The 23,561-nt window shown below is 70.7% G+C and carries 21 protein-coding genes; 3 read left to right on the top strand and 18 right to left on the bottom strand.

The annotated features are described in order from the left end of the window. Positions 1 to 82: 82 nt before the first annotated feature. The 15 genes from N7925_RS28650 to N7925_RS28580 form a co-directional block, all read right to left on the bottom strand. Complete coding sequence (locus N7925_RS28650) at positions 83 to 922, bottom strand: poly-gamma-glutamate hydrolase family protein (RefSeq protein ID WP_274345599.1); 840 nt, start codon at positions 920 to 922, stop codon at positions 83 to 85. 57 nt (positions 923 to 979) lie between these two features. Further along, complete coding sequence (locus N7925_RS28645) at positions 980 to 2,500, bottom strand: PH domain-containing protein (RefSeq protein ID WP_274345598.1); 1,521 nt, start codon at positions 2,498 to 2,500, stop codon at positions 980 to 982. Beyond that, a complete protein-coding gene (locus tag N7925_RS28640; RefSeq protein WP_265602290.1) occupies positions 2,497 to 3,003 on the bottom strand; it encodes a PH domain-containing protein in 507 nt (168 codons plus the stop codon). The genes N7925_RS28645 and N7925_RS28640 overlap by 4 nt, the downstream gene beginning before the upstream one ends. Before the next feature lie 4 nt (positions 3,004 to 3,007). Continuing rightward, positions 3,008 to 4,666 (bottom strand): glucose-6-phosphate isomerase, encoded by a 1,659-nt coding sequence (gene pgi / locus N7925_RS28635; protein ID WP_265602289.1) that lies wholly within the window; start codon positions 4,664 to 4,666, stop codon positions 3,008 to 3,010. Between the two features lie 181 nt (positions 4,667 to 4,847). Continuing rightward, positions 4,848 to 5,183 carry an RNA polymerase-binding protein RbpA gene (locus tag N7925_RS28630; RefSeq protein WP_078566397.1) on the bottom strand — a complete coding sequence of 112 codons (336 nt, stop codon included), beginning with the start codon at positions 5,181 to 5,183 and terminating at the stop codon, positions 4,848 to 4,850. A 110-nt stretch (positions 5,184 to 5,293) separates the two neighbouring features. Continuing rightward, positions 5,294 to 5,530: a preprotein translocase subunit SecG gene (secG, locus tag N7925_RS28625; RefSeq protein ID WP_265602288.1), complete on the bottom strand. Its 237-nt coding sequence runs from the start codon at positions 5,528 to 5,530 to the stop codon at positions 5,294 to 5,296. A gap of 116 nt (positions 5,531 to 5,646) precedes the next feature. Next, positions 5,647 to 6,423, bottom strand: a complete 777-nt coding sequence (gene tpiA, locus N7925_RS28620; protein WP_265602287.1) for a triose-phosphate isomerase — start codon at positions 6,421 to 6,423, stop codon at positions 5,647 to 5,649. A gap of 6 nt (positions 6,424 to 6,429) precedes the next feature. After that, on the bottom strand, positions 6,430 to 7,641 hold the full coding sequence (locus N7925_RS28615; protein ID WP_274345597.1) for a phosphoglycerate kinase: 1,212 nt from the start codon (positions 7,639 to 7,641) through the stop codon (positions 6,430 to 6,432). Positions 7,642 to 7,754: 113 nt separating this feature from the next. After that, positions 7,755 to 8,765, bottom strand: a complete 1,011-nt coding sequence (gap, locus tag N7925_RS28610) for a type I glyceraldehyde-3-phosphate dehydrogenase (protein ID WP_265602285.1) — start codon at positions 8,763 to 8,765, stop codon at positions 7,755 to 7,757. A 216-nt stretch (positions 8,766 to 8,981) separates the two neighbouring features. Further along, complete coding sequence (gene whiA / locus N7925_RS28605) at positions 8,982 to 9,971, bottom strand: DNA-binding protein WhiA (protein ID WP_003969868.1); 990 nt, start codon at positions 9,969 to 9,971, stop codon at positions 8,982 to 8,984. Next, positions 9,962 to 10,996: a gluconeogenesis factor YvcK family protein gene (locus N7925_RS28600; protein ID WP_274345596.1), complete on the bottom strand. Its 1,035-nt coding sequence runs from the start codon at positions 10,994 to 10,996 to the stop codon at positions 9,962 to 9,964. The genes whiA and N7925_RS28600 overlap by 10 nt, the downstream gene beginning before the upstream one ends. Next, on the bottom strand, positions 10,993 to 11,970 hold the full coding sequence (rapZ, locus tag N7925_RS28595) for an RNase adapter RapZ (protein WP_265602284.1): 978 nt from the start codon (positions 11,968 to 11,970) through the stop codon (positions 10,993 to 10,995). Before rapZ ends, N7925_RS28600 begins: the two co-directional genes overlap by 4 nt. After that, positions 11,967 to 14,057, bottom strand: a complete 2,091-nt coding sequence (gene uvrC / locus N7925_RS28590; RefSeq protein WP_274345595.1) for an excinuclease ABC subunit UvrC — start codon at positions 14,055 to 14,057, stop codon at positions 11,967 to 11,969. The genes rapZ and uvrC overlap by 4 nt, the downstream gene beginning before the upstream one ends. Before the next feature lie 129 nt (positions 14,058 to 14,186). Continuing rightward, the gene (locus tag N7925_RS28585) at positions 14,187 to 15,110 is read right to left on the bottom strand and encodes a hypothetical protein (protein ID WP_274345594.1); all 924 of its coding nucleotides are present in this window, start codon (positions 15,108 to 15,110) and stop codon (positions 14,187 to 14,189) included. A 4-nt stretch (positions 15,111 to 15,114) separates the two neighbouring features. Then, positions 15,115 to 15,726: a papain-like cysteine protease family protein gene (locus N7925_RS28580; RefSeq protein WP_274345593.1), complete on the bottom strand. Its 612-nt coding sequence runs from the start codon at positions 15,724 to 15,726 to the stop codon at positions 15,115 to 15,117. Between the two features lie 227 nt (positions 15,727 to 15,953). Here N7925_RS28580 and N7925_RS28575 point away from each other — a divergent pair, with 227 nt between their 5' ends. Beyond that, positions 15,954 to 16,880, top strand: a complete 927-nt coding sequence (locus N7925_RS28575; RefSeq protein ID WP_265602280.1) for a hypothetical protein — start codon at positions 15,954 to 15,956, stop codon at positions 16,878 to 16,880. Positions 16,881 to 16,896: 16 nt separating this feature from the next. Here the strand turns inward: N7925_RS28575 and N7925_RS28570 are convergent, their stop codons facing one another. Then, a complete protein-coding gene (locus tag N7925_RS28570) occupies positions 16,897 to 17,325 on the bottom strand; it encodes a Rieske (2Fe-2S) protein (protein ID WP_274345592.1) in 429 nt (142 codons plus the stop codon). A 265-nt stretch (positions 17,326 to 17,590) separates the two neighbouring features. Beyond that, the gene (uvrA, locus tag N7925_RS28565) at positions 17,591 to 20,638 is read right to left on the bottom strand and encodes an excinuclease ABC subunit UvrA (RefSeq protein WP_274345591.1); all 3,048 of its coding nucleotides are present in this window, start codon (positions 20,636 to 20,638) and stop codon (positions 17,591 to 17,593) included. Between the two features lie 175 nt (positions 20,639 to 20,813). Here uvrA and N7925_RS28560 point away from each other — a divergent pair, with 175 nt between their 5' ends. Together N7925_RS28560 and N7925_RS28555 are read left to right on the top strand one after the other, a co-directional pair. Further along, complete coding sequence (locus tag N7925_RS28560) at positions 20,814 to 21,503, top strand: maleylpyruvate isomerase family mycothiol-dependent enzyme (RefSeq protein ID WP_274345590.1); 690 nt, start codon at positions 20,814 to 20,816, stop codon at positions 21,501 to 21,503. A 10-nt stretch (positions 21,504 to 21,513) separates the two neighbouring features. Then, positions 21,514 to 22,170 (top strand): MBL fold metallo-hydrolase, encoded by a 657-nt coding sequence (locus N7925_RS28555; protein WP_265602277.1) that lies wholly within the window; start codon positions 21,514 to 21,516, stop codon positions 22,168 to 22,170. A gap of 126 nt (positions 22,171 to 22,296) precedes the next feature. Here the strand turns inward: N7925_RS28555 and N7925_RS28550 are convergent, their stop codons facing one another. Next, complete coding sequence (locus N7925_RS28550) at positions 22,297 to 23,325, bottom strand: TerC family protein (protein ID WP_265602276.1); 1,029 nt, start codon at positions 23,323 to 23,325, stop codon at positions 22,297 to 22,299. Positions 23,326 to 23,561: the final 236 nt, after the last annotated feature.

Raw genomic sequence — 23,561 nt, 5'->3', positions numbered from 1 at the left:
CGTTCCGCGCCCCCAAGGCCCGGCCCTCCTCTTTTCCTGAGCGGGCCGGGCCTTCGGCGTGAAGGCAGGAGGCGCCCCGGGGTCAGAGGACGACCTGGTCCGTTCCCTGTTCCAGCTTCGTGATCGCGGCACGGCAGGCGCCGACGAAGCGGTCGAAGACCGGGGTCGTGCTGCCGGCCCGGCCCGCGCGGGTGTTGACGGTGAACATGGCGGCGCGCAGCTCCGTCGTGAGCTCCAGCTGACCGCCCTTGGCGAGCATGGTGCGGTTGACCGGGTTGGCGGGGTTGATCCCGCCCAGGTCGGGCAGCTCGTCGCCGTCGCGCCAGGCGAGGCCGATCGCGTCGAACTCGGCCTTGAGCAGCGTCTGGAAGCGGGTGTTCAGCCCTCCGACGACCACGGCCTGCGGGACGGTGCCCGCCTGCGCCGCCGTACAGCCGTGGAGGCTCAGGACGTTGAGACTGCTCGCCGCCATGGAGAGGGCGACGTGGTCGTCGCAGTTCTTGGCGGTGACGTGCAGGTCCCTGTTGCCGGAGGAGCGCAGCCCCTCGAACATCCAGTAGTCGAACACCCCGTGGCCGTCCGTCAGCGGGGCGAGCGTGGCCGGGTGGTAGCCGGCTATGGCGAGGCAGAGCTCGGAGGTGCCCATCTCGATGCCGCCGCCGTGCAGGGCCATGACGGTGGTCCGGTTGTACGGGAATCTCTGCGGGCCCGAGTGGTCGACGTACGCGTGTCTGCGGTAGCGGCGGGCGAACTCGACGCCCTCCTGGCCGGCGAGCTTCTTGTAGAGATCGGTGTTGGAGGTGTAGATGTCCAGGTCACCGGTGGCGTGGGCGTCGGTCGCGGTGAGCGAGCCCAGCAGCGGACCGCTGACGGCCGCGGTGGCGAGGGCGGTGAGGACCGTACGACGGCTGGTGGAAGTCATGATCGGTATCGTCGCCGACCGGGACCGGGCCGCATAGGAGGCCCCCTGTGCCGTACGTCACGGCCCGGTGCTCCCGGCGCGCTCCAGGAAGGGTTCCAGCAGCCCCGGTACCGCCTCGGCGGCGAAGGCGAGTCCCTCGGCCGCGTCGGCGTCGTACACCGTGTAGGCGCCCCCGCCGGCGGCGGTGGTGGCCGTGATGCTCACCAGTCGGGCCCGCCGCTGGAAGACCGACTGCCTGACCGTCCAGCCGATCACCCCGGCCCGCTCCAGGGCGGCGGTGGAGCGGCGGACCGTGCCGGAGCGGGTGACCAGGTAGCGCCCGGAGAGCGCGTGGCCGAGCCCCCGGTAGGCGTCCAGGGCGAGCGCCACCGCCACGGGTGCTAGAACCACCGTGCTGCCCAGCGCGATCCACAGCAGTACGGGCGTGAGCAGCGCCCCGAGGACGGTCAGGATCAGGACCGGGCCGAGGACCGCGGCGAGCGACCAGCGCAGCCGGCGGCCCCGGGCGGCGCGCGGGTGCGGGGTGAGCGCCGCACCGGTCGGGGTGACCGCCTCGCGCAGCACGTCGGCGGCGACGGTGTCGGCCCGGGTCCTGGGCACGGCCGGGAGCAGGGTGTTGTGGTCGGCGTTCTTGGCCTCGGTGTCCTTGGCCAGGCCGGTGGTGATGGCGTCCAGCCGGGCCGCGCCGAGCAGCCGTACGCCCAGCGGCTCGACCAGGTCGACGCCGCGCAGCCGGGCCTCCTCGACGGAGATGGACCGGGAGGTGAACAGCCCGCGCCTCACCCGCAGCGTGCCGCCCGGCTCGCGCTCCAGGCGGTAGTTCCACCACATCTCGATCCAGAGGCCGAGCGCCCCGACGACGCCGGCGACCAGGGCGGCCAGCACCAGGGCGATGATCGTCCAGAGCAGCGGGGTGTCCCGGAACCGGTCGCCGACCCATTCGATGACCTCCCCCTGGGCGCCGACCCAGTCGCTGACCTGCATCACGGCCCCGACGGCCGCCCCGCCGAGCATGGGGGCGACGAAGGAGACGGGTGCGTAGCGGATCCAGCGGGGGTCCAGGAGGGCCAGTTCCCCTTCGCGGTGGCCCCCGTCGGCCGGTGCGGTGGCGGCGCGCTCCAGCAGGAGGCGGCGCAGCCGTTCTCCCTCGGCGCGGGTGACCGGGTCCAGTTCGAGGGTGGATTCGGAGCCCTGTTCGCCGGTGCCGATCCTGACGGTGACCAGGCCGAGGAGGCGGAGCATCAGGTTGGCGGTGAGGTCGACCGTGCGGATGCGGCTGCGGGCCAGGGAGCGGCGCTTGACGAGCAGGAGGCCGGTGTGGAGGTCGACGCGCTCCGCACCGATGCGGTAGCGCGTGCGGTGCCAGCGGACCCGGTCGGCGCCCGCCGCGGCCCCGATGATCAGGATGGCGGCGGCGAGCACCTGGAGCACGGCGGCGGGGAGGCTGAACCACCGGGTGAGCCCGAGCGTGACGGGGATGGCCGCGCCCGCGACGACGCCCGCCACGACGAGGGCGGTGACCAGGACCGTACGGGGGTCGAGGCGGCGCCAGTCGGCGGGCGGGGCGGCGGTGCTCATGTGGCGTCGCCGGGGGTGTCGCGGGTGATGCGGGTGAGCTGCTGGGCGAGGCCGGCGGCGACCTCGTGGTCCAGGCCCGCGATCCGTACCGCGCCCTTGGCGGAGGCGGTGGTGACGGTGACCGTGGCGAGCCGGAAGAGCTGCTCCAGTGGGCCCCGTACGGTGTCGACGGTCTGGATGCGGGACATCGGGGCGATCCGCCACTCCTGCCAGAAGAACCCCGTGCGGACGTACACCGCGTCCTCGGTGATCTCCCAGCGGTGCGTACGGAACCACCACAGGGGGAAGAGGACGGCGGCCGCCGTGCCCGCCGCGGCCAGGACCGCGGCGGGCAGCAGCAGCCAGAAGCGGGCCGGCTCGACCAGCGCGCCCAGGACCGCGAGCGGCACGACGGGCACGGCCGTCAGCAGCAGCCACTGGGCCCGCCACCAGCCGACGGCGCGCTCGTTCAGCGTGTTGCGCGGCGGCCGCAGCGCTACCGCCGTCCCCTCCCCCTGTGGCATCGGTTCAGCGCCCGCGCAGCGTGCGGTAGGCGTCGATCAGGGCGGCGGTGGAGCTGTCCAGCTCCCCGGCGTCCGCTCCCCCGTCACCGGTCAGCAGCGGTTCGATCTTCTTGGCGAGGACCTTGCCGAGCTCCACGCCCCACTGGTCGAAGGAGTCGATGTTCCAGATGGCGCCCTGGACGAAGACCTTGTGCTCGTACAGCGCGATGAGCTGGCCGAGGACCGAGGGGGTCAGCTTGTCGGCGAGGATCGTCGTCGTGGGGTGGTTGCCCCGGAACGTCTTGTGCGGGACCAGCTCCTCGGGCACCCCTTCCGCCCGGACCTCTTCGGCCGTCCTGCCGAAGGCGAGGGCCTGGGTCTGGGCGAAGAAGTTGGCCATCAGCAGGTCGTGCTGGGCGATCAATCCGGGCAGCAGGTCGTGGACCGGGGCGGCGAAGCCGATGAAGTCCGCCGGGATCAGCTTGGTGCCCTGGTGGATCAACTGGTAGTACGCGTGCTGCCCGTTGGTGCCGGGCGTGCCCCAGACGACCGGTCCGGTCTCCCAGTCCACGGGGTTGCCGTCGCGGTCGACGGACTTGCCGTTGGACTCCATGTCGAGCTGCTGGAGGTACGCGGTGAACTTGGACAGGTAGTGGCTGTACGGCAGCACCGCGTGCGACTGGGCGTCGAAGAAGTTGCCGTACCAGACGCCGAGGAGGCCGAGGAGGAGCGGGGCGTTCTCCTCGGCGGGGGCGGTGCGGAAGTGCTCGTCGACGAGGTGGAAGCCGTCGAGCATCTCGCGGAAGCGGTCCGGCCCGATGGCGACCATCAGCGAGAGGCCGATCGCCGAGTCGAAGCTGTAGCGGCCGCCGACCCAGTCCCAGAACTCGAACATGTTGGCCGTGTCGATGCCGAACTCCTCGACCTTCTCGGCATTGGTCGACAGGGCAACGAAGTGCTGGGCGACGGCGTCCTGACCGGCCTTCAGCTCGGTCAGCAGCCAGTCCCGGGCGGAGGTGGCGTTGGTGATGGTCTCGATCGTCGTGAACGTCTTCGAGGCGATGACGAACAGCGTCTCGGCCGGGTCGAGGTCGCGGACGGCCTCGTGCAGGTCGGCGCCGTCGACGTTGGAGACGAAGCGGAGGGTGAGCGCCCGGTCCGTGAAGGAGCGCAGCACCTCGTACGCCATGGCGGGGCCGAGGTCGGAGCCGCCGATCCCGATGTTGACGATGTTCTTGACGGGCTTGCCGGTGTGACCGGTCCACTGCCCCGACCGGACCTTCTCGGCGAAGCCGGCCATCCTGTCCAGGACGGCGTGCACGGCCGGTACGACATTCTCGCCGTCGACCTCGATCACCGCGTCGCGCGGGGCGCGGAGCGCGGTGTGCAGGACCGCCCGGTCCTCGGTGGTGTTGATCTTCTCGCCGCGGAACATCGCGTCCCGCAGCTCCGCGACCCCGGTGGCGGCGGCGAGTGCGCGCAGCAGGCGCAGCGTCTCGTCGGTCACCAGGTGCTTGGAGTAGTCGAGGTGGAGGTCGCCGACCCGCAGGGTGCAGGCGGTGCCGCGGTCCGGCTGCCGCGCGAACAGCTCGCGCAGCTGGGGTGCGCCGAGCTCCTCACGGTGCTTGGCGAGAGCCGTCCACTCGGGCGTCTGGTTGAGCTTGGTTCGGCTTGCTGCGTTCATCCCGGATATCAGCCCACTTCTTGTCGTCACTCAGCATCCCCGCTGCCCCTCCAACCTAATTGATCGAGGAGGGCTGCGGCGCGGAGGAGGGCGGTGGCGCGGGAACGCGCTACGGCCGGACACCCGTGGGGTGTCCGGCCGGTGAACGACTGGGGTTCCGTGGAACCGCGTGGGAGGGGCCTCAGATCTCGCCGCGGAGTTTGGCCAGCGCCTCGGCGAGAATCGCCTCGCCGTCCTCGTCGCTCCGCCGCTCGCGTACGTACGCCAGGTGCGTCTTGTACGGCTCGGTGCGGGGCGGGTCGGGCGGGCTGTCCTTGTCCTGGCCGGCCGGGAAGCCGCAGCGCGGGCAGTCCCAGATGTCAGGCACCTGCGCGTCATGGGCGAAGCTCGGCTGCGTCTCGTGCCCGTTCGAGCACCAGAAGGAGATGCGGGCGCGCGGCGCGGACTCGCCTCGCTCCGCCTCCCCCATCGGCCCCGCTCCGACCCGGCTTCCCCGGATCGCGTTGCCACTTGCCACGGTCGTAACTCCCTGCGTGATGGTGCTCGAGCGATGCCCCAGTCTACGTAAGGCCCAACGCGCGTCCAGTGGAAGGAGTTACACCGTCACCGGTATGCGCGGACGACGGGTCAGTTGTCCAGCTTGACGAGCAGACCGAGTACCACGACGCACGCGAACCAGACCAGGCCGACCACGACGGTGATCCGGTCGAGGTTGCGCTCGGCGACCGAGGAGCCACCGACGGAGGACTGCATTCCGCCACCGAACATGTCGGAGAGGCCGCCACCCTTGCCCTTGTGCATGAGCACCAGCAGCATCAGCAGCAGGCTGAAGACGATCAGAGCGATCTGGAACGCCAAAACCACGGCTGGTCCCTACTTTCCGGAATTCTTGACTACTGCGTGTACGTACACCGGGGGCCGAAGGGCGAGACGCCCCTCCGGCCCCCGCAAGGGTACGACGGATCCGCGCTACCGCATACTCACTGGTCGCGGAAGCGGACGATCTTGACGAACTCGTCGGCGTCCAGTGCGGCGCCGCCGATGAGGGCGCCGTCCACGTCGGGCTGCGCCATGATGGCCGCGACGTTGCCGGACTTCACCGAGCCGCCGTACTGGATGCGGACGGCGTCGGCCAGCTCCTGGGAGTACAGCTCGGCCAGCCGGCCGCGGATCGCGCCGCAGACCTCCTGGGCGTCCTCGGGGGTGGCGACCTCGCCGGTCCCGATGGCCCAGACCGGCTCGTAGGCGATCACGATGGTCTCGGCCTGCTCGGCCGGGATGTCCTTCAGGGCGCCGTCGAGCTGCGCGAGCGTGTAGGAGACCTGGTCACCGGCCTTGCGGATGTCCAGCCCCTCGCCGACGCAGAGGATCGGGGTCAGGCCGTGCTTGTAGGCGGACTTCACCTTGGCGTTGCAGATCTCGTCGCTCTCGCCGTGGTACTGGCGGCGCTCGCTGTGGCCGACGGCCACGTACGTGCAGCGCAGCTTGGCGAGCATGGGGCCGGAGATCTCACCGGTGTACGCGCCGGAGTCGTGCGCCGAGATGTCCTGGGCGCCGTACTTGATCTTCAGCTTGTCGCCGTCCACCAGGGTCTGCACGGAGCGCAGGTCGGTGAAGGGCGGCAGGACGGCGACCTCGACGGCCTCGTAGTCCTTGTCGGCCAGGGCGAAGGAGAGCTTCTGGACGTGGGCGATGGCCTCGAGGTGGTTGAGGTTCATCTTCCAGTTGCCCGCCATCAGCGGGGTACGGGTGGTCATGAAAGGTCAGTCCTCCAGTGCGGCGAGGCCGGGAAGCGTCTTGCCCTCGAGGTACTCGAGACTCGCGCCGCCACCGGTCGAAATATGTCCGAAAGCATTCTCGTCGAAGTCCAGGATGCGAACGGCCGCGGCGGAGTCGCCACCGCCGACGACGCTGAAGGCCGACGAGTCGACGAGCGCCTGGGCGACCGCGCGGGTGCCGTCGGCGAAGTCGGGGTGTTCGAAGACGCCCATCGGGCCGTTCCAGAAGACGGTGGCCGCGTCGGCGAGCTTCGATGCGTAGAGCTTGTTGGTCTCCGGTCCGTTGTCCAGCCCCATCTCGCCGGCCGGCATGGCGTCGGCGGCGACGGTGGTGGGGTGGGCCGGGGCCTTGGTCTTGAGGTCCGGGAAGGACGGGGCGACCACGACGTCGACGGGGAGGACGAACTCCACGCCCTTCTCCTCGGCCCGTCGCAGGTACTCCTGGACGGCCGGGATCTGGTCCTCCTGGAGCAGCGAGCTGCCGACCTCGTGGCCCTGGGCCTTGAGGAAGGTGTACGCCATGCCGCCGCCGATGAGGATGCGGTCGGCCCGCTCCAGCAGGTGGTCGATCACGCCGAGCTTGTCGGAGACCTTGGCGCCGCCGAGGACGACGGCGTACGGCCGCTTGACGTCGGTGGTGAGCTTCTTCAGGACGCCGACCTCGGTGGCGATGAGGTAGCCCGCGTAGTGCGGGAGCCGGGCCGGGAGGTCGAAGACCGAGGCGTGCTTGCGGTGCACGGCGCCGAAGCCGTCGCCCACGTAGAGGTCCGCGAGCTCGGCCAGCTGATCGGCGAAGGCGCCGCGCTCGGCGTCGTCCTTGGACGTCTCGCCGGCGTTGAAGCGGAGGTTCTCGATGACCGCGACCTGGCCGTCGGCGAGGCCGGCGACGGCGGCGCGGGCGGACTCGCCGACCGTGTCGGTGGCGAAGGCGGCCTCGGCTCCGAGGAGTTCACCCAGGCGTGCGGCGGCGGGCGCCAGCGAGAAGGCCGGGTCCGGGGCGCCCTTGGGGCGGCCGAGGTGGGAGGCGACGACGACGCGCGCGCCGGCCTCGGCGAGCTTGGCGATCGTCGGAACGACGGCGCGGATACGGCCGTCGTCGGTGATCGTGGTGCCGTCCAGCGGCACGTTGAGGTCGGCACGGACGAATACCCGCTTGCCCGCGACCCCTTCGGCGAGAAGTTCGTCGATCGTCTTCATCTGTTCCGTTCACTCCTTGGAAGGACCGATGAGCATGCTAAGGGGCTCGACCCGCGCTTCTTTGCGCCGGTCGAGCCCCTTCGCTTACATCGATGTGCCTGCCGGCCCGAGGATCAGAGCTGCTCGCCGACGAAGACCGTGAGGTCGACGAGGCGGTTGGAGTAGCCCCACTCGTTGTCGTACCAGCCGAGGATCTTCACCGTGCTGCCCTCCTGGACCATGGTCAGGGAGGAGTCGAAGGTGCAGGACGACGGGTCGCCGACGATGTCCGAGGAGACGATCGGGTCCTCGGTGTACGTCAGGAAGCCCTTGAGGGCGCCGTCGTCGGAGGCCTTCTTGAACGCGGCGTTGACCTCGTCCTTGGTGACCTCGCGCTGGAGGGTGACGACCAGGTCGGTGGCGGAGCCGGTCGGGACCGGGACGCGCATCGCGATGCCGTCGAGCTTGCCCTTGAGCTGCGGGAGCACCAGGGCGGTGGCCTTGGCGGCGCCGGTGGTGGTGGGGATGATGTTCTCGGCGGCGGCGCGGGCGCGACGCAGGTCCGAGTGCGGGAAGTCCAGGATCCGCTGGTCGTTGGTGTACGCGTGGACCGTCGTCATCAGGCCCTTGACGATGCCGAAGTTCTCGTCGAGAACCTTGGCCATCGGCGCCACACAGTTGGTGGTGCAGGAGGCGTTGGAGATGACGTGGTGGTTGGCCGCGTCGTACTTGTCCTGGTTGACGCCCATCACGATGGTGATGTCCTCGTCCTTGGCCGGAGCCGAGATGAGGACCTTCTTGGCGCCGCCCGCGATGTGCTTCCCGGCGTCGGCCTTCTTGGTGAAGATGCCGGTCGACTCGATGACGATGTCGACGCCCAGCTCACCCCAGGGGATGTCGGCCGGGTTGCGCTCGGAGAGCACCTTGATGGTGTGACCATCGACGGTGATGGTGTCGGCGGTGTGGCTGACCTCTGCCTTGAGACGACCCAGAATGGTGTCGTACTTCAGCAGGTGGGCCGTGGTCGCAGTGTCACCCAGGTCGTTGACAGCCACGATCTCGATGTCCGCACCCTGCTCCAGCAGAGCGCGGAAGTAGTTGCGGCCGATGCGGCCGAAGCCGTTGATGCCTACGCGGATCGTCACGAACCGATCTCCTCGTTAGGTACGCCGGTTTTCGACGCCGGCGAGTTGTATAGGGATGTCCCCGACCGCTTCCGACCCTACCTCTCCTGGGGCCCGGGGGTGACATCGAGAGGGCCTCCGCACGCCACCGGATACGACCGGAGATCCGTACTCGTCAGTAGGAGTACGGACCTCCGTTTCGCCTGCCGGGGCCAACGTCCCCTGCCTGTCGCCGAGTCAGCCGACCAGGCCGTCGGCGAGCTCCTCGCTGAGGGTCGACTCGGTCCCCGGGATGCCAAGATCCTGGGCCCGCTTGTCGGCCATCGCCAGCAGCCGGCGGATCCGGCCGGCGACCGCGTCCTTGGTCAGCGGCGGGTCGGCGAGCGCGCCGAGCTCCTCCAGGGAGGCCTGCTTGTGCTCCATGCGGAGCCGTCCCGCGGCGGCCAGGTGCTCGGGGACCTCCTCGCCGAGGATCTCCAGCGCACGCCCCACCCGGGCCCCGGCGGCGACCGCGGCGCGGGCCGAGCGGCGCAGGTTCGCGTCGTCGAAGTTGGCGAGCCGGTTGGCCGTGGCGCGGACCTCGCGCCGCATCCGGCGCTCCTCCCAGGCGAGCACCGCGTCGTGGGCGCCGAGCCGGGTCAGCAGGGCGCCGATCGCGTCGCCGTCGCGGACGACCACGCGGTCCACGCCGCGCACCTCGCGGGCCTTGGCCGCGATGGAGAGCCGGCGCGCCGCCCCGACCAGGGCGAGGGCCGCCTCCGGTCCCGGGCAGGTGACCTCCAGCGAGGAGGAGCGGCCGGGCTCGGTGAGCGAGCCGTGGGCGAGGAAGGCGCCGCGCCAGGCCGCCTCGGCGTCGCAGGTGGCCCCCGAGACCACCTGCGGGGGCAGCCCGCGGATCGGACGGCCGCGGCCGTCCACCAAACCGGTCTGGCGGGCCAGCTGGTCACCGCCCGCCACCACCCGTACGACGAAGCGCGAGCCGCGGCGCAGTCCGCCGGGGGCCATCACGATCAGCTCCGAGCTGTGCCCGAAGATCTCCAGGATGTCGCGCTTGAGGCGGCGGGCGGCGTTGCCGGTGTCCAGCTCCGCCTCGATCACAATCCGCCCGCTCACCAGGTGCAGGCCGCCCGCGAACCGAAGAATCGCCGAGACCTCTGCTTTCCTGCAGCAGGTCCGGGTGACGGGAAGATGAGAGATTTCGTTCTTCACCGCTGGCGTCATCGCCATGGGCCGATCCTTCCATGCATCCGAAAAATACGGTCGTACGCGGCGGCCAACAGCTCCTGATCATGGACCGGAACGCCGTCGGGCGATGCCACCGGCGCCAGCTCGACCGCGGCTCCGAGCCGTAGTGCGGCATCGGCGAGTGACTCACGGTCGGGCACGGCGGCCTCATCGGCCAGCACCACGTCCAAGGCGAGTTTAGGGGCGTGTCGCCCCAAAACCTCCAAATGACGCTGCGGTGAGAAGCCTTCTGTTTCACCGGGCTGGGGTGCGAGGTTCAGCGAGAGGACCTTGCGGGCCTTCGTGGTGACCAGCGCGTCGAGCAGTTCCGGCACGAGCAGGTGCGGGATCACCGAGGAGAACCAGGAGCCGGGGCCGAGCACCACCCAGTCGGCGTCCAGGACCGCTTCCACGGCTTCCGGGACGGCCGGCGGGTCGGGCGGGACCACGTGCACGGACTGCACCTCGCCGGGGGTGAGCGCCACCGTGGCCTGGCCGCGCACGGTGACGATCGCGTCGGGCAGGTCGGGGTCGTGGCCCTTGACCAGCGCCTGGAGCTCCAGCGGGACGGCCGACATCGGCAGCACCCGCCCGTGCGCGCCGAGCAGCTTGCCGACCAGGTCGAGCGCCTGTACGTGGTCGCCGAGCTGCTCCCAGAGGGCCACGATCAGCAGATTGCCGACCGCGTGCTCGTGGAGGTCGCCCTGGGACTCGAAGCGGTGCTGGATGACCCGGGACCAGGTGCGGCCCCAGTCGTCGTCGCCGCACAGCGCGGCGAGCGCCTTGCGGAGGTCGCCGGGGGGCAGCACGCCCAGCTCCTCGCGCAGCCGGCCGCTGGAGCCGCCGTCGTCGGCGACGGTGACCACGGCCGTGAGATCGCCGGTGATCCGGCGCAGCGCCGCCAGGGACGCCGAGAGCCCCATGCCGCCGCCGAGCGCGACGACCTTGGGCTGAGCACCGCGTTTGCGGCCGGAGAGCGCCGAGGTGGCGCGGCTCAGTCGTCGCATCCGCAGATTGCGTCCGGTCACTCTCGCCCCATGTCGCGGTGGACGAGGACGGTCTCGACGCCTTCGGCGGCGAGGCGGGCGGAGAGCTTCTCCGACATGGCGACGGAGCGGTGCTTGCCGCCGGTGCAGCCGACGGCGATGGTCACGTACCGCTTGCCCTCGCGGCGGTAGCCGGCGGCGATCAGCTGGAGCAGCTCGGTGTACTGGTTGAGGAACTCCTTGGCGCCCGGCTGGTCGAAGACGTAGTCGGACACCTCCTCGTTGACGCCGGTGAAGGGGCGCAGTTCGGGGACCCAGTGCGGGTTGGGCAGGAAGCGGCAGTCGACGACCAGGTCGGCGTCGACGGGCAGGCCGTACTTGTAGCCGAAGGACATCACCGTGGCGCGCAGCTCCGGCTCCGACTCGCCCGCGAACTGGGCGTCCATCTTGGCCCGCAACTCGTGCACGTTGAGGCTGGAGGTGTCGATGACCAGGTCGGCGTCGCCGCGCAGCTCGCGCAGCAGGTCACGCTCGGCCGCGATGCCGTCGACGATGCGGCCGTCGCCCTGGAGGGGGTGCGGGCGGCGGACGGACTCGAATCGGCGCACGAGGGCGTCGTCGGAGGACTCCAGGAAGACGATCCGCCGGGTGACGTGCTTGGCCTCCAGGTCCGCGAGGGATTCGCGGAGGTTGTCGAAGAAGCGCCGGCCGCGTACGTCGACGACGACGGCGATCCGGGCCACGTTGCCCTGCGAGCGGGCGCCGAGCTCCACCATGGTGGGGATGAGCGCGGGCGGCAGGTTGTCGACGACGAACCAGCCGAGGTCCTCCAGACACTTGGCAGCGGTGCTGCGGCCGGCGCCCGACATCCCGGAGATGATCACCAGCTCGGGGATGGCCGCCTCACCCGTCTCGTTCGGGGTGTTCGTACTCACGTCTGCTGCTCCGTCTGCTCGGTCGGTGTCGATGTCGGTGTCCGCGGTGTTCTGTGCGGTCTCGTGGCTGTTCTCGGTCATGAGCTGCCCCCGTCGTCCTCTTCGATGATCTCTCCTGTGGCCGTGTTCACGGCAGGTGCCGCGGGAGTGGTCGAGGCGAGGGCGGCGGCCACCGATTCCGCCGTCCTTCGCCCTATCCCGGGGACCTCGCAGATCTCGTCGATTGTCGCTTGCCTGAGCTTCTTCACCGAGCCGAAATGCTTGATGAGGGCCTGCTTCCGGGTCTCGCCGAGGCCGGTCACGTCGTCGAGGGGGCTGCTGCGGATGCGCTTGGCGCGTTTGGCGCGCTGGTAGGTGATGGCGAAGCGGTGGGCCTCGTCCCGGATGCGCTGGAGGAGGTAGAGGCCCTCGCTGGAGCGGGGCAGGACGACGGGGTCGTCGTCGTCGGGGAGCCAGACCTCTTCCAGGCGCTTGGCGAGGCCGCAGACCGCGATGTCGTCGATGCCCAGCTCGTCCAGGGCGCGCTTGGCGGCGGCCACCTGGGGCTGCCCGCCGTCGACGACGACGAGCTGCGGCGGGTAGGCGAACCGCTTGGGGCGGCCGTCGTCCTCCCGGGGCTCGGGCTCGTCGTCCGGGGAGGCGGCGGTGAGGTCCGGGGCGGGGACGGGGCCGGTGGCGGCGGGGACCGGAGCGGGGCCGGGGGCGCCGGGAACGGGACCGGCGGCACCGGGGGCGGCCCCCGGTGTCTCTTCCCACTCCCCCGTGCGTTCCTTGTCCTGGAGGTAGCGCTTGAAGCGCCGGCCGATCACCTCGTGCATCGAGCGGACGTCGTCCTGGCCCTCGAAGCCCTTGATCTGGAAGCGGCGGTACTCGCTCTTGCGGGCGAGGCCGTCCTCGAAGACGACCATGGAGGCCACCACGTCGTCGCCCTGGAGGTGGGAGATGTCGTAGCACTCGATGCGCAGCGGCGCGGTGTCCAGGCCCAGCGCCTCGGCGATCTCCTCCAGGGCGCGGGAGCGGGTGGTCAGGTCGGAGGCGCGCTTGGTCTTGTGCAGCCCTAGCGTCTGCTGGGCGTTGCGCTGGACGGTGGCCATGAGGTCCTTCTTGTCGCCGCGCTGCGGGATGCGCAGGCTGACCTGGGAGCCCCGGCGCTCGGCGAGCCACTGGGAGACCGCTTCGGCGTCCTCGGGCAGGGCGGGGACCAGGACCTCCTTGGGGACGGCGTCGCCGCGCTCCTCCCCGTACAGCTGCTGGAGGGCGTGCTCGACGAGGCCGGAGGTGTCCACCGCCTCGACCTTGTCGGTGACCCAGCCGCGCTGGCCGCGCACCCGGCCGCCGCGCACGTGGAAGATCTGGAGGGCTGCCTCCAGCTCGTCCTCGGCGACGGCGATCAGGTCGGCGTCGGTGGCGTCGGCGAGGACGACGGCGCTCTTCTCCATGGCCCGCTTGAGGGCCTCGGCGTCGTCGCGGAGGCGGGCCGCCCGCTCGTACTCCATCTCCTCGGCCGCCTGCATCATGTCCTTCTCCAGGCGGCGGATGTACGTGCCCGTGCGGCCGGCCATGAAGTCGCAGAAGTCCTCGGCCAGCTCCCGGTGTTCCTCGGGGGTGACCCGGCCGACGCAGGGGGCCGAGCACTTGCCGATGTAGCCCAGCAGGCAGGGGCGGCCGGTGCGCGCGGCGTTCTTGAAGACCCCGGCGGAGCAGGTGCGGACGGGGAAGACGCGGAGCATCAGGTCGACCGTCTCGCGGATCGCCCAGGCGTGGCCGTACGGACCGAAGTAGCGCACGCCCTTCTTCTTGGCGCCGCGCATGACCTGCACGCGGGGGAACTCCTCGTTGAGCGTGACCGCGAGGTAGGGGTAGCTCTTGTCGTCGCGGTACTTGACGTTGAACCGGGGGTCGAACTCCTTGATCCAGGAATACTCCAGCTGGAGCGCCTCGACCTCGGTGGAGACGACCGTCCACTCGACGGAGGCGGCGGTGGTGACCATCGTGCGCGTGCGCGGATGGAGGCCCGCCAGGTCCTGGAAGTAATTGGCCACGCGTTGGCGCAGGTTCTTGGCCTTCCCGACGTAGATCACCCGGCGGTGTTCGTCGCGGAATTTGTAGACCCCCGGGGAGTCGGGGATCTGTCCCGGCTTGGGGCGGTAGCTGGAGGGGTCTGCCATGTCTCACACCCTACTTGCGGGCGGTGACAGCGCGTCGTCCTCACGTATTGCCGGGGGCGGTGCCGCGCTCCGGGGTGCCGTGGGGTGTTCGCACCCCGGAGCGCGGGCCCGTGGGCCGGTGGCCGCCGCTCAGGCGTCCGTGGCCGGGGATCGCCCGGCACGGTTCCTGCGGCGCAGGGCGGCGGCCCCACAGAGGGCCAGGGCGAGCAGCGCCCCGGCCCCGGCGGTCGTGGACACGGCGGTCAGGGCCGTGTCCGGCGAACCGGATGCCGTGCCGGCGAGCGCGGGGCTTCCGGCGGTGTCGGGGGCCTGGTCCCCGACCGGGCCGGGAGCGGGGGCGGCTGCCGGGGCTCCCCCGGTGCCGGTGACCGCGTCGGGGCCGTAGCCGCCGGCCTTGCCGGAGCGGGCGTATCCGGAGCCGGGCAGCTTGTCGCCGTACGCCTCCTGGACCCGGGCCCGGTAGGCGCTCAGCTCGGTGCCACGGGCGCCCACGGCGGTCTTCGCGTCCTCGTCGAGCGGGAGCACCCGGGAGCCGTCGTGGACGTACCAGGCGTCGATCTGCGGTTCGCGGAAGACGGTGCCGCCGGGGAGCGCGCGGGCCCCCTGTGCGGTGTAGCGGGCCTCGTCGTCGCCGGTGGCGATGTTCACCACCTGCCACCGGTCGCCCCCGTCCGTCCCGGGGACGGTCCACAGGGAGGCTTTCTGGCCGTCGGAGGAGACGGCGGTGCTGGCCAGGTAGTCCAGGGTGCTCGGGGCGGCCCCGGGCTTTCCGGCGACGAAGGCGGCGGAGAGCGTACGGACGGGAACGGTCCTCCCCTCGATCCTGGGCGCGCTCGCCGTCCTGCTCACCGCACCCTCCCGGGCGAAGAAGCGGGACAGGGTGGACAGGGTCGCGGGCTCGGTGGCGGCCTCGTGGGCCGCTTCGAGGGTGGCGGCGGTCAGTTTCGGCGCGGCCGCCCGGCCGTCGTCGGCGAGGGCGGGGGCGGCGGCGGTGAAGAGGGCGGCGCCGGTGAGGGCGGTGGCGACGGCGATGCGCCGGGTGGTGGAGTTCATGACCTCACGCCCCGATCCGGTAGAGCGAGTGGGTCCAGGAGAACTCGTTGTTGTTGACGTACCAGGCGTGCGAGGCCCAGTTGTAGCGGTCGCTGGAGGGCCACGGATCGCCCCAGTAGACCCAGCTGTTGGCGTCGTCGTACCCGTAGATGACGTGCATGTGGCCGCCGCCGGACGACCACTGGATGCGGGTCTCGATGGGGCGCTGGGCGGATATCTCGGCCTGCACGGTCGGGTAGCGGAGCCAGCCGGTGACGTAACTGCCGGGCCTGACCCCGGCCCAGGACAGTCCGGTCTGGACGTTGCCGAGGGTGGCCTGCGAGTTGGGGCACTGGGAGTTCTGGCCGCGGTTGAAGGCGGCGTTGCAGAACTGGTTCTGGGAGTAGGTGCGGCCGAACCAGGCGGCGATGGTGTTGCCGCCGGCCGCCCAGCACCAGTTGCTCTGCTGTTGCGCCTGCATCGTGATGTCGAGTCGCTGGGCGGCGGCGACGGTGGAGCCCGTCGCCCCGTCCGGGGACTGGGCGGCGGTGGCGGTGCCCGCGGGGACGGCGAGCAGGACGGCGGCCAGGAGGGCGGTGAACGAGAACCTTCCGGGCCTGACTCTTCGGTTGCGCATGGCGTTCCTCCCAATGCGGGGGTGGGGATCGGAGGAGCGCGTCCGGACGCTGACGATGAGCATCCGGCGTTGTCCGGAGCAGGTCAACACGCTTCAATGCGAGGTGACATCACGGTGTGAACGGCACGGCGTCCGTGTGAACGGCCCTGTCCCGGTCACCTGCTCCCCCGCATCCGCCGGGGGCCGGTGTCGCCACTCCCCACGTGAACGTTCACCGGAGGCCCGCCATGCGGCAGACCGAGACCGAACTGGCGCAGGTACTGCGGACCGGACCGTTCCATCTGGCGTTGCGCACCGCTCTGTCGGTGCGCGGGCTGCCGCTCCAGCGGGTGCAGCACCATCTGGCGCACCGGGGCGTCAAGCTCGGGGTGACCAGTCTCAGTTACTGGCAGCAGGGGGTGCGCCGGCCCCGGCGGGCCGAGTCGTTGCGGGCCGTCCGGGCGCTGGAGGAGGTGCTCGCGCTGCCGGACGACTCGCTGCTGCGGCTGCTGCGCGACGGTGACGCCCCGGCGGACGGGGACCGCCCGGCCGCCCGTTCCTACCGGTCGCTCATGGAGGCGTCGGGCTCGGTGGAGCGGCTCCTCGCGGCGATGGAGTCACCCGTGGACGGCGGCCTGCACACCGTGGGGCACCAGGAGCGGGTACGGATCGGGGCGCGGCGCGAGCTGGCGGGCCGCACGTCGCGGCACGTGGTGCGCGCGCACCGGGACGGCGTCGACCGCTATCTCGCGGTCCACCGGGGCGACCCCGGCTGCGACCCGTCGCGGATCACGGTGCGGGCCCTGGAGAACTGCCGGACGGGCCGGGTCCGGTGGGACCTGGACGCGGGGGTGCTGGTGGCGGAGCTGCTCTTCGACACCCGGTTGCGGTCCGGTGAGACGTACCTCTTCGGCTACGGCTTCGAGGACGGTACGGGCGGGGCCGGCGGAGAGTACGTGCGCGGCTTCACCTTCGGGGGCGGGCAGTACGTGCTCCAGGTCGGCTTCGACGAGGCGGCGCTCCCGGTGCGGTGCCGCCGGTTCGCCCAGGCGTCGGCGGGGGCGGCCCGCGGGGCCCGCGAGGACCTGACGCTGACCGGCCGGCACCGGACCGTGCACCTGGTGGAGGAGAGGGTACGACCCGGCCTGATCGGGGTCGACTGGGACTGGGAGTGAGTCCTCCTCGCGGGGCTCAGGCCTCGGGGCCCGCGACGAGCTTTCCGCCCTCGGCGGTGACCGGGACGGCGGGCAGCGGCACGGTGGCCGGGCCCTTCACCGGCTTGCCGGTGGTCATGTCGAAGCGGCTGCCGTGGCAGGGGCAGTGGCCCTCGGTGCCCTCGACCTTGTCCAGGACACAGCCGCCGTGGGTGCACTGGGCGCTGAACGCCTTGTACTCGCCCTTCGCCGGGCAGACGACGACCACGCGCTGCTCGCGGTAGAGCTTGGCCCCGCCGACGGGCACCTCGGAGGCGGCCCCGAGGTCGACGGGGGCGGTGGGGGTGGGGTTCTTGGCGTGGCCGAGCTTGGATTCGGTGGAGCAGGCGGCCGCTCCCAGCCCGGCGGCGCCGGCGAGCGCGGCGCCCTTCAGCACGGTACGGCGGGCGGCGGGCAGGCCGGGCATGCGGACTCCACGGGGTTGTCGTTCGGGGTTGGATCACGGTGGGGCTGGTTGTTCGGGGGTGGATCACGGCGGATCCGCGTCGCCGGACAGGGCGGGCGGCGACGGCGGCCGTGCGTGCCGGTGACAGAACCGACGATACCGGCGGGGATCGGAAGCCCTGCGACCGGGCCGTAGCGCCTGCCCGGACGGGCGGCGGCGGCCCCCTTCGTGCTGTGGGGGCCGCCGCCGTCGACGAGGGTGGTCCGGGCGACCGCTCGCGCCTCGCTCAGGCCTTGCGGGCGCGGGTGGCCTTCTTCGCGGCGGCCGTCGTCGTGACGGCCTTGGCCGTACCCGCCTTGGCTCCCGTGGCGTTCGCCTTGGTCACCGCGGCCTTCTTGGCGGCGGCCGTCTTCTTCGCCGGGGCGGTCTTGCGGGCGGCCGTCCTGCGGGCCGTTCCCCGCCCGGAGGGCACCGCGGCCTCGCTGACGCGGTCCGCGTCCAGGACGCCCTGGAGGAACTTCCCGGTGTGACTGGCGGGGACCGAGGCGACCTGCTCCGGCGTCCCCTCGGCGACCACCAGACCACCGCCGTTGCCGCCCTCGGGGCCCATGTCGACGACCCAGTCGGCGGTCTTGATGACATCGAGGTTGTGCTCGATGACGATGACCGTGTTGCCCTTGTCCACCAGGCCGGAGAGCACGGTGATCAGCTTGCTGATGTCCTCGAAGTGGAGACCGGTGGTCGGCTCGTCCAGGACGTAGACCGTGCGTCCGGTGGAGCGCTTCTGGAGCTCGCTCGCCAGCTTGACGCGCTGCGCCTCGCCGCCGGAGAGGGTCGGCGCGGACTGGCCGAGCCGCACATAGCCGAGGCCGACCTCGTTGAGCGTACGGAGGTGGCGGGCGATCGTGGGGACGGCCTCGAAGAAGTCCAGGCCCTCCTCGATCGGCATGTCCAGCACCTCGGCGATGGACTTGCCCTTGTAGTGGACCTCCAGGGTCTCCCGGTTGTAGCGCGCGCCGTGGCAGACCTCGCACGGGACGTACACGTCGGGCAGGAAGTTCATCTCGATCTTGATCGTGCCGTCGCCGGAGCAGTTCTCGCAGCGGCCGCCCTTGACGTTGAAGGAGAAGCGGCCCGGCAGATAGCCACGCACCTTCGCCTCCATCGTCTCGGCGAAGAGCCGGCGGACGTGGTCGAAGACTCCGGTGTACGTCGCCGGGTTGGACCGGGGGGTCCGGCCGATCGGCGACTGGTCGACGTGCACCACCTTGTCGACGAGGTCGTCGCCGTCGACCCGGGTGTGACGGCCGGGGACCGACTTGGCGCCGTTCAGCTCGCGGGCGAGGTGGGTGTAGAGGATGTCGTTGACCAGCGTCGACTTTCCGGACCCGGAGACGCCCGTAACGGCGGTGAGGACGCCGAGCGGGAAGGAGACGTCGATGTCGTGGAGGTTGTTCTCCCGGGCGCCGTGCACGGTGAGACGGCGGGCCGGGTCGACCGGGCGGCGGACGTCGGGGGTCGCGATGGACCGCTTGCCGGACAGATACTGGCCGGTGATGGACTCCTCGTTGGCCAGGAGCTCCTTGAGCGAGCCGGAGTGGACGACCTTGCCGCCGTGCTCACCCGCGCCGGGGCCGATGTCGACGACCCAGTCGGCGACCTTGATGGTGTCCTCGTCGTGCTCGACGACGATGAGCGTGTTGCCCATGTCGCGGAGCCGGACCAGGGTCTCGATGAGCCGGTGGTTGTCGCGCTGGTGCAGGCCGATGGACGGCTCGTCCAGGACGTACAGCACGCCGACCAGGCCGGAGCCGATCTGGGTCGCCAGCCGGATGCGCTGGGCCTCGCCGCCGGACAGGGTGCCGGCCGCGCGGTTCAGCGACAGATAGTCCAGGCCGACGTCGACGAGGAACTTCAGCCGCTCGTTGACCTCCTTGAGCACCCGCTCGGCGATCTTCTTGTCGCGGGCGTTCAGCTTGAGGCGGCCGAGGAACTCGGCGCACTCGCTGATCGACATCGCGGCGACCTCGGCGATGGACTTCTCCATCACCGTCACCGCGAGCACGATCGGCTTCAGCCGGGTGCCCTCGCAGGTGGGACAGGGCACCTCGCGCATGTAGCCCTCGAACCGCTCCCGGCTGGAGTCGCTCTCGGCCTCGGTGTGGCGCCTCTTGACGAACTGCACCGCGCCCTCGAAGGAGGGGGTGGTGTAGGCGCGCTCGCGCCCGTAACGGTTGCGGTAGCGGACCTCGGTCTGGATCTTGTGGCCGAAGAGCAGGGCCTTCTTGGCCCGCTGCGGCAGCCCGGCCCAGGGGATGTCCGTACGGAAGCCGAGGGCTTCGGAGAGCGCGCCGATCAGGCGGCCGAAGTACTCCTTGGTGTGGCCGTGGGACCAGGGGTGGATCGCGCCCTCGTCGAGGGACTTCTCCTCGTCCGGGACGATCAGCTCCGGGTCGACCTCCATGCGCGTGCCGATGCCGGTGCAGTCGGGGCAGGCGCCGAAGGGTGAGTTGAAGGAGAAGGAGCGCGGCTCCAGCTCCTCGAAGGAGAGGTCGTCGTACGGGCAGTAGAGGTGCTCGGAGAACATCCGCTCGCGCTCGGGGTCGTCCTCGGGGAGGTCGACGAAGTCGAGCACGACCATGCCGCCGGAGAGGCCGAGCGCGGTCTCGACCGAGTCGGTCAGCCGGCGCTTGGCGCCGTCCTTGACGGTGAGGCGGTCGACGACCACCTCGATGGTGTGCTTCTCCTGCTTCTTGAGCGTGGGCGGCTCGGCGAGCTGGATGGTCGCGCCGTCGACCCTGGCCCGGCTGTAGCCCTTGGTCTGGAGGTCGGCGAAGAGGTCGACGAACTCCCCCTTGCGCTCGCGCACCAGCGGCGAGAGGACCTGGAAGCGGCTGCCCTCCGGCAGGCCGAGGACCCTGTCGACGATGGCCTGCGGCGACTGGCGGGAGATGGGGCGATGGCACTCGGGGCAGTGCGGCTTGCCGATCCTGGCGAAGAGCAGCCGGAGGTAGTCGTAGACCTCGGTGATGGTGCCGACCGTCGAGCGCGGATTGCGCGAGGTCGACTTCTGGTCGATGGAGACGGCCGGCGAGAGACCTTCGATGAAGTCGACGTCCGGCTTGTCCATCTGGCCGAGGAACTGCCGGGCGTACGAGGAGAGCGACTCGACGTAGCGGCGCTGCCCCTCGGCGAAGATCGTGTCGAACGCGAGGGACGACTTGCCCGACCCGGAGAGCCCGGTGAAGACGATGAGGGAGTCACGGGGCAGGTCGAGCGAGACGTTCTTCAGGTTGTGCTCGCGCGCGCCACGGACGATGAGACGGTCGGCCACGCCGGTCCGCACCTTTCTAGAGAGAAGCGGGGGAACTGAGCCCCTCTCCCAGGGTATGGGGGGCGCCACAGCGGTTTGAGAAGCTTTCCATTCCGAGCGTATAGCACGCACATTCGATTTACGGCCACCCTCTGACTCCTTCACCCGAATGAGTGGCAGAGCTAGGCTCGGCCGCATGACTGATCATGCGCACGACCTGGGAGCTGTACGCGAAGCGACCGAACGACTGCTCGACGCAGTCGGCAAACTGGACAACGCCGCTGTCGCCGAGCCGTCACGGTTGCCCGGATGGAGCCGGGGCCATGTTCTGGCCCACCTGTCACGTAACGCCGACGCGATCGGAAATGTTCTCCGGGGACTCCCGATGTACGCGAGCAGCGAAACCCGGGACGCCGACATCGCCGACGGCGCCCCCCGCCCGGCGGCCGAGCAGCTGACCGATCTGCGGGAGAGCGCGGAGGGCTTCCTGGCGGTCGCCGCCGCATACGCCGACTGGTCCCGTACGGTCACCCTGCGCAACGGGGTGACGGACTCCGCGGCCCGCGTCCCCTTCCGGCGCTGGGTCGAGGTGGAGCTGCACCACGTCGACCTGGACGTCGGCTACGAGCTGGAGGACCTGCCGGCGGAGTTCGTTTCGCGGGAGATCGCCTTCCTGACCGAGCGCTTCCTGGGCAACCAGGAGGTGCCCGCCAGGGCGCTGACCGACCTGGACGGCCGTACCTGGAGCACCGGCGGCGGCCCGCCGAGCGCCCTGGTGACGGTGCAGGGGCCCGCCGCCGAGCTGCTGGGCTGGCTCTGCGGCCGCCGTGACGGCGCCGCCCTGACCGTGGCCGGGGGCCCCCTGCCCGCACTGCCCCCGCTATAGGCTGAGCCGTATGACGTACAGCGGAGCGGTGAAGGTCGGCGGACCGGCGAGCGTGCACGAACTGACGGATCTGATGATCTCCAAGGTCGCCGTCGGCGAGATGAACAACAACGCCTATCTGCTGCGCTGCCGGGCGACCGGCGAGCAGCTGCTGATCGACGCGGCCGCCGAGCCGGAGACGCTGCTGGCGCTGATCGGTGACGACTCGATCGCCTCCGTCGTCACCACGCACCGGCACGGGGACCACTGGCAGGCGCTGGCCCAGGTGGTCGGGGCCACCGGCGCCCGGACGTATGCGGGCCGCTACGACGCCGAGGGCATCCCGGTCCCGACCGACGTCCTGGTGGAGGACGGCGACACGATCACCGTCGGCCGGGTCGGGCTGACCGCCCGCCATCTGGCCGGTCACACCCCGGGCTCCATCGCCCTGGTCTACGACGACCCGCACGGCGCCCCGCATCTGTTCACCGGGGACTGCCTCTTCCCCGGCGGGGTCGGGAACACGCTCCAGGATCCCGAGGCGTTCGCGAGCCTTCTGCACGACGTCGAGACGAAGCTGTTCGACCGGCTGCCCGACGAGACGTGGGTCTATCCGGGCCACGGGCACGACACGACGCTCGGCGACGAGCGGCCCCAGCTGCCCGAGTGGCGCGCCCGCGGCTGGTAGGCCGCGCGCCTCTCTCCGGCGCCTATCCCTCGTACGCGTACACAGCAGCGGCCGGGGCGGACGGCTTTCGCCGTACCGCCCCGGCCGCTGCCGGTGTCTCCCTGTGCCGCTCGGGGCGGCCCCGGGTCAGCTGTTGATGCTCTTGCTCTCCTCGTCGGACGGGCCGGCCGTCTCCGGCTTCCCGTCCTTCTCGGCCTTCTCCGCCTCGGCCGCCGCCATCTTCTTGCTGGCGATGAGGCTGGTGATCGTGGTGATCACCAGGACGCCGCCGATGACGGCGAGGGAGAACGGGATGGAGACGACGGGCACGTGCACCCCGTTCTCGTGCAGGGCGTGCAGCACCAGCTTGACGCCGATGAAGCCGAGGATCACCGACAGGCCGTAGCTGAGGTGGACCAGCTTCTTCAGCAGACCGCCGATGAGGAAGTACAGCTGGCGGAGACCCATCAGGGCGAACGCGTTGGCGGTGAAGACGATGTACGGGTCCTGGGTCAGGCCGAAGATCGCCGGGATCGAGTCCACCGCGAACAGCACGTCGGTCATACCGATGGCGAGCATGACCACCATGAGCGGGGTCATGACGCGCTTGCCGTTGTTGCGGATGAAGAGCTTGGTGCCGTGGTACTTGTCGGCGACACCGAAGCGGTGCTCGATCGACTTCAGGAGGCGGTTCTCCTCCCAGTCGTCGTCGTCCTCGTCGGCCCGCGCCTCCTGGATGAGCTTCCAGGCGGTGTAGATCAGGAACGCGCCGAAGATGTAGAACACCCACGAGAAGTTCGCGATCACGGCGGCACCGGCGGCGATGAAGATCGCCCGGAGCACCAGGGCGATCAGCACGCCGATGAGCAGCACGCGCTGCTGAAGCTGAGAGGGCACCGCGAACTTCGCCATGATCAGGACGAAGACGAAGAGGTTGTCGACGCTCAGCGACTTCTCGGTGATGAATCCTGCGAAGAACTCGCCGGAGGCCTGGCTCTCACCGACGACCGCGAGTCCGGCCCCGAAGAGCACGGCCAGCGCGATCCAGACGATGGTCCAGATTCCGGCTTCCTTGGTCGACACGTCATGGGGCTTGCGCCCGATGAAGAAGTCGACGGCGATCAGGGTTGACAGACCAACGATGGTCAGGACCCATACGGTCCATGAAACGTCCACTGCGCCTCCGGCAGTTCGCTACGGCTACTTGTCAGCGTCGTCGCTGCCGGAGGTCTCTTCCACCCTTGCACGCGCTACGCATGCCTGGACCGGCGCCCCGGGACCGATAACGGTCCGTATTGACGGGACGTCGCGTAAGGAGTACTCCCCTCCGTTCCCCGAACAGTACAGGCAACACCAAGTAAAGGTAAAGAAAAGGGTAAAGAACTCGTCAAAACCGCAGGTGAGGGGCTGGC

Source organism: Streptomyces sp. CA-278952, from assembly GCF_028747205.1.
Taxonomy (GTDB): domain Bacteria; phylum Actinomycetota; class Actinomycetes; order Streptomycetales; family Streptomycetaceae; genus Streptomyces.
Note: the sequence above shows the minus strand (reverse complement) of the source record. Positions and strands in the feature narration are given on the sequence as shown.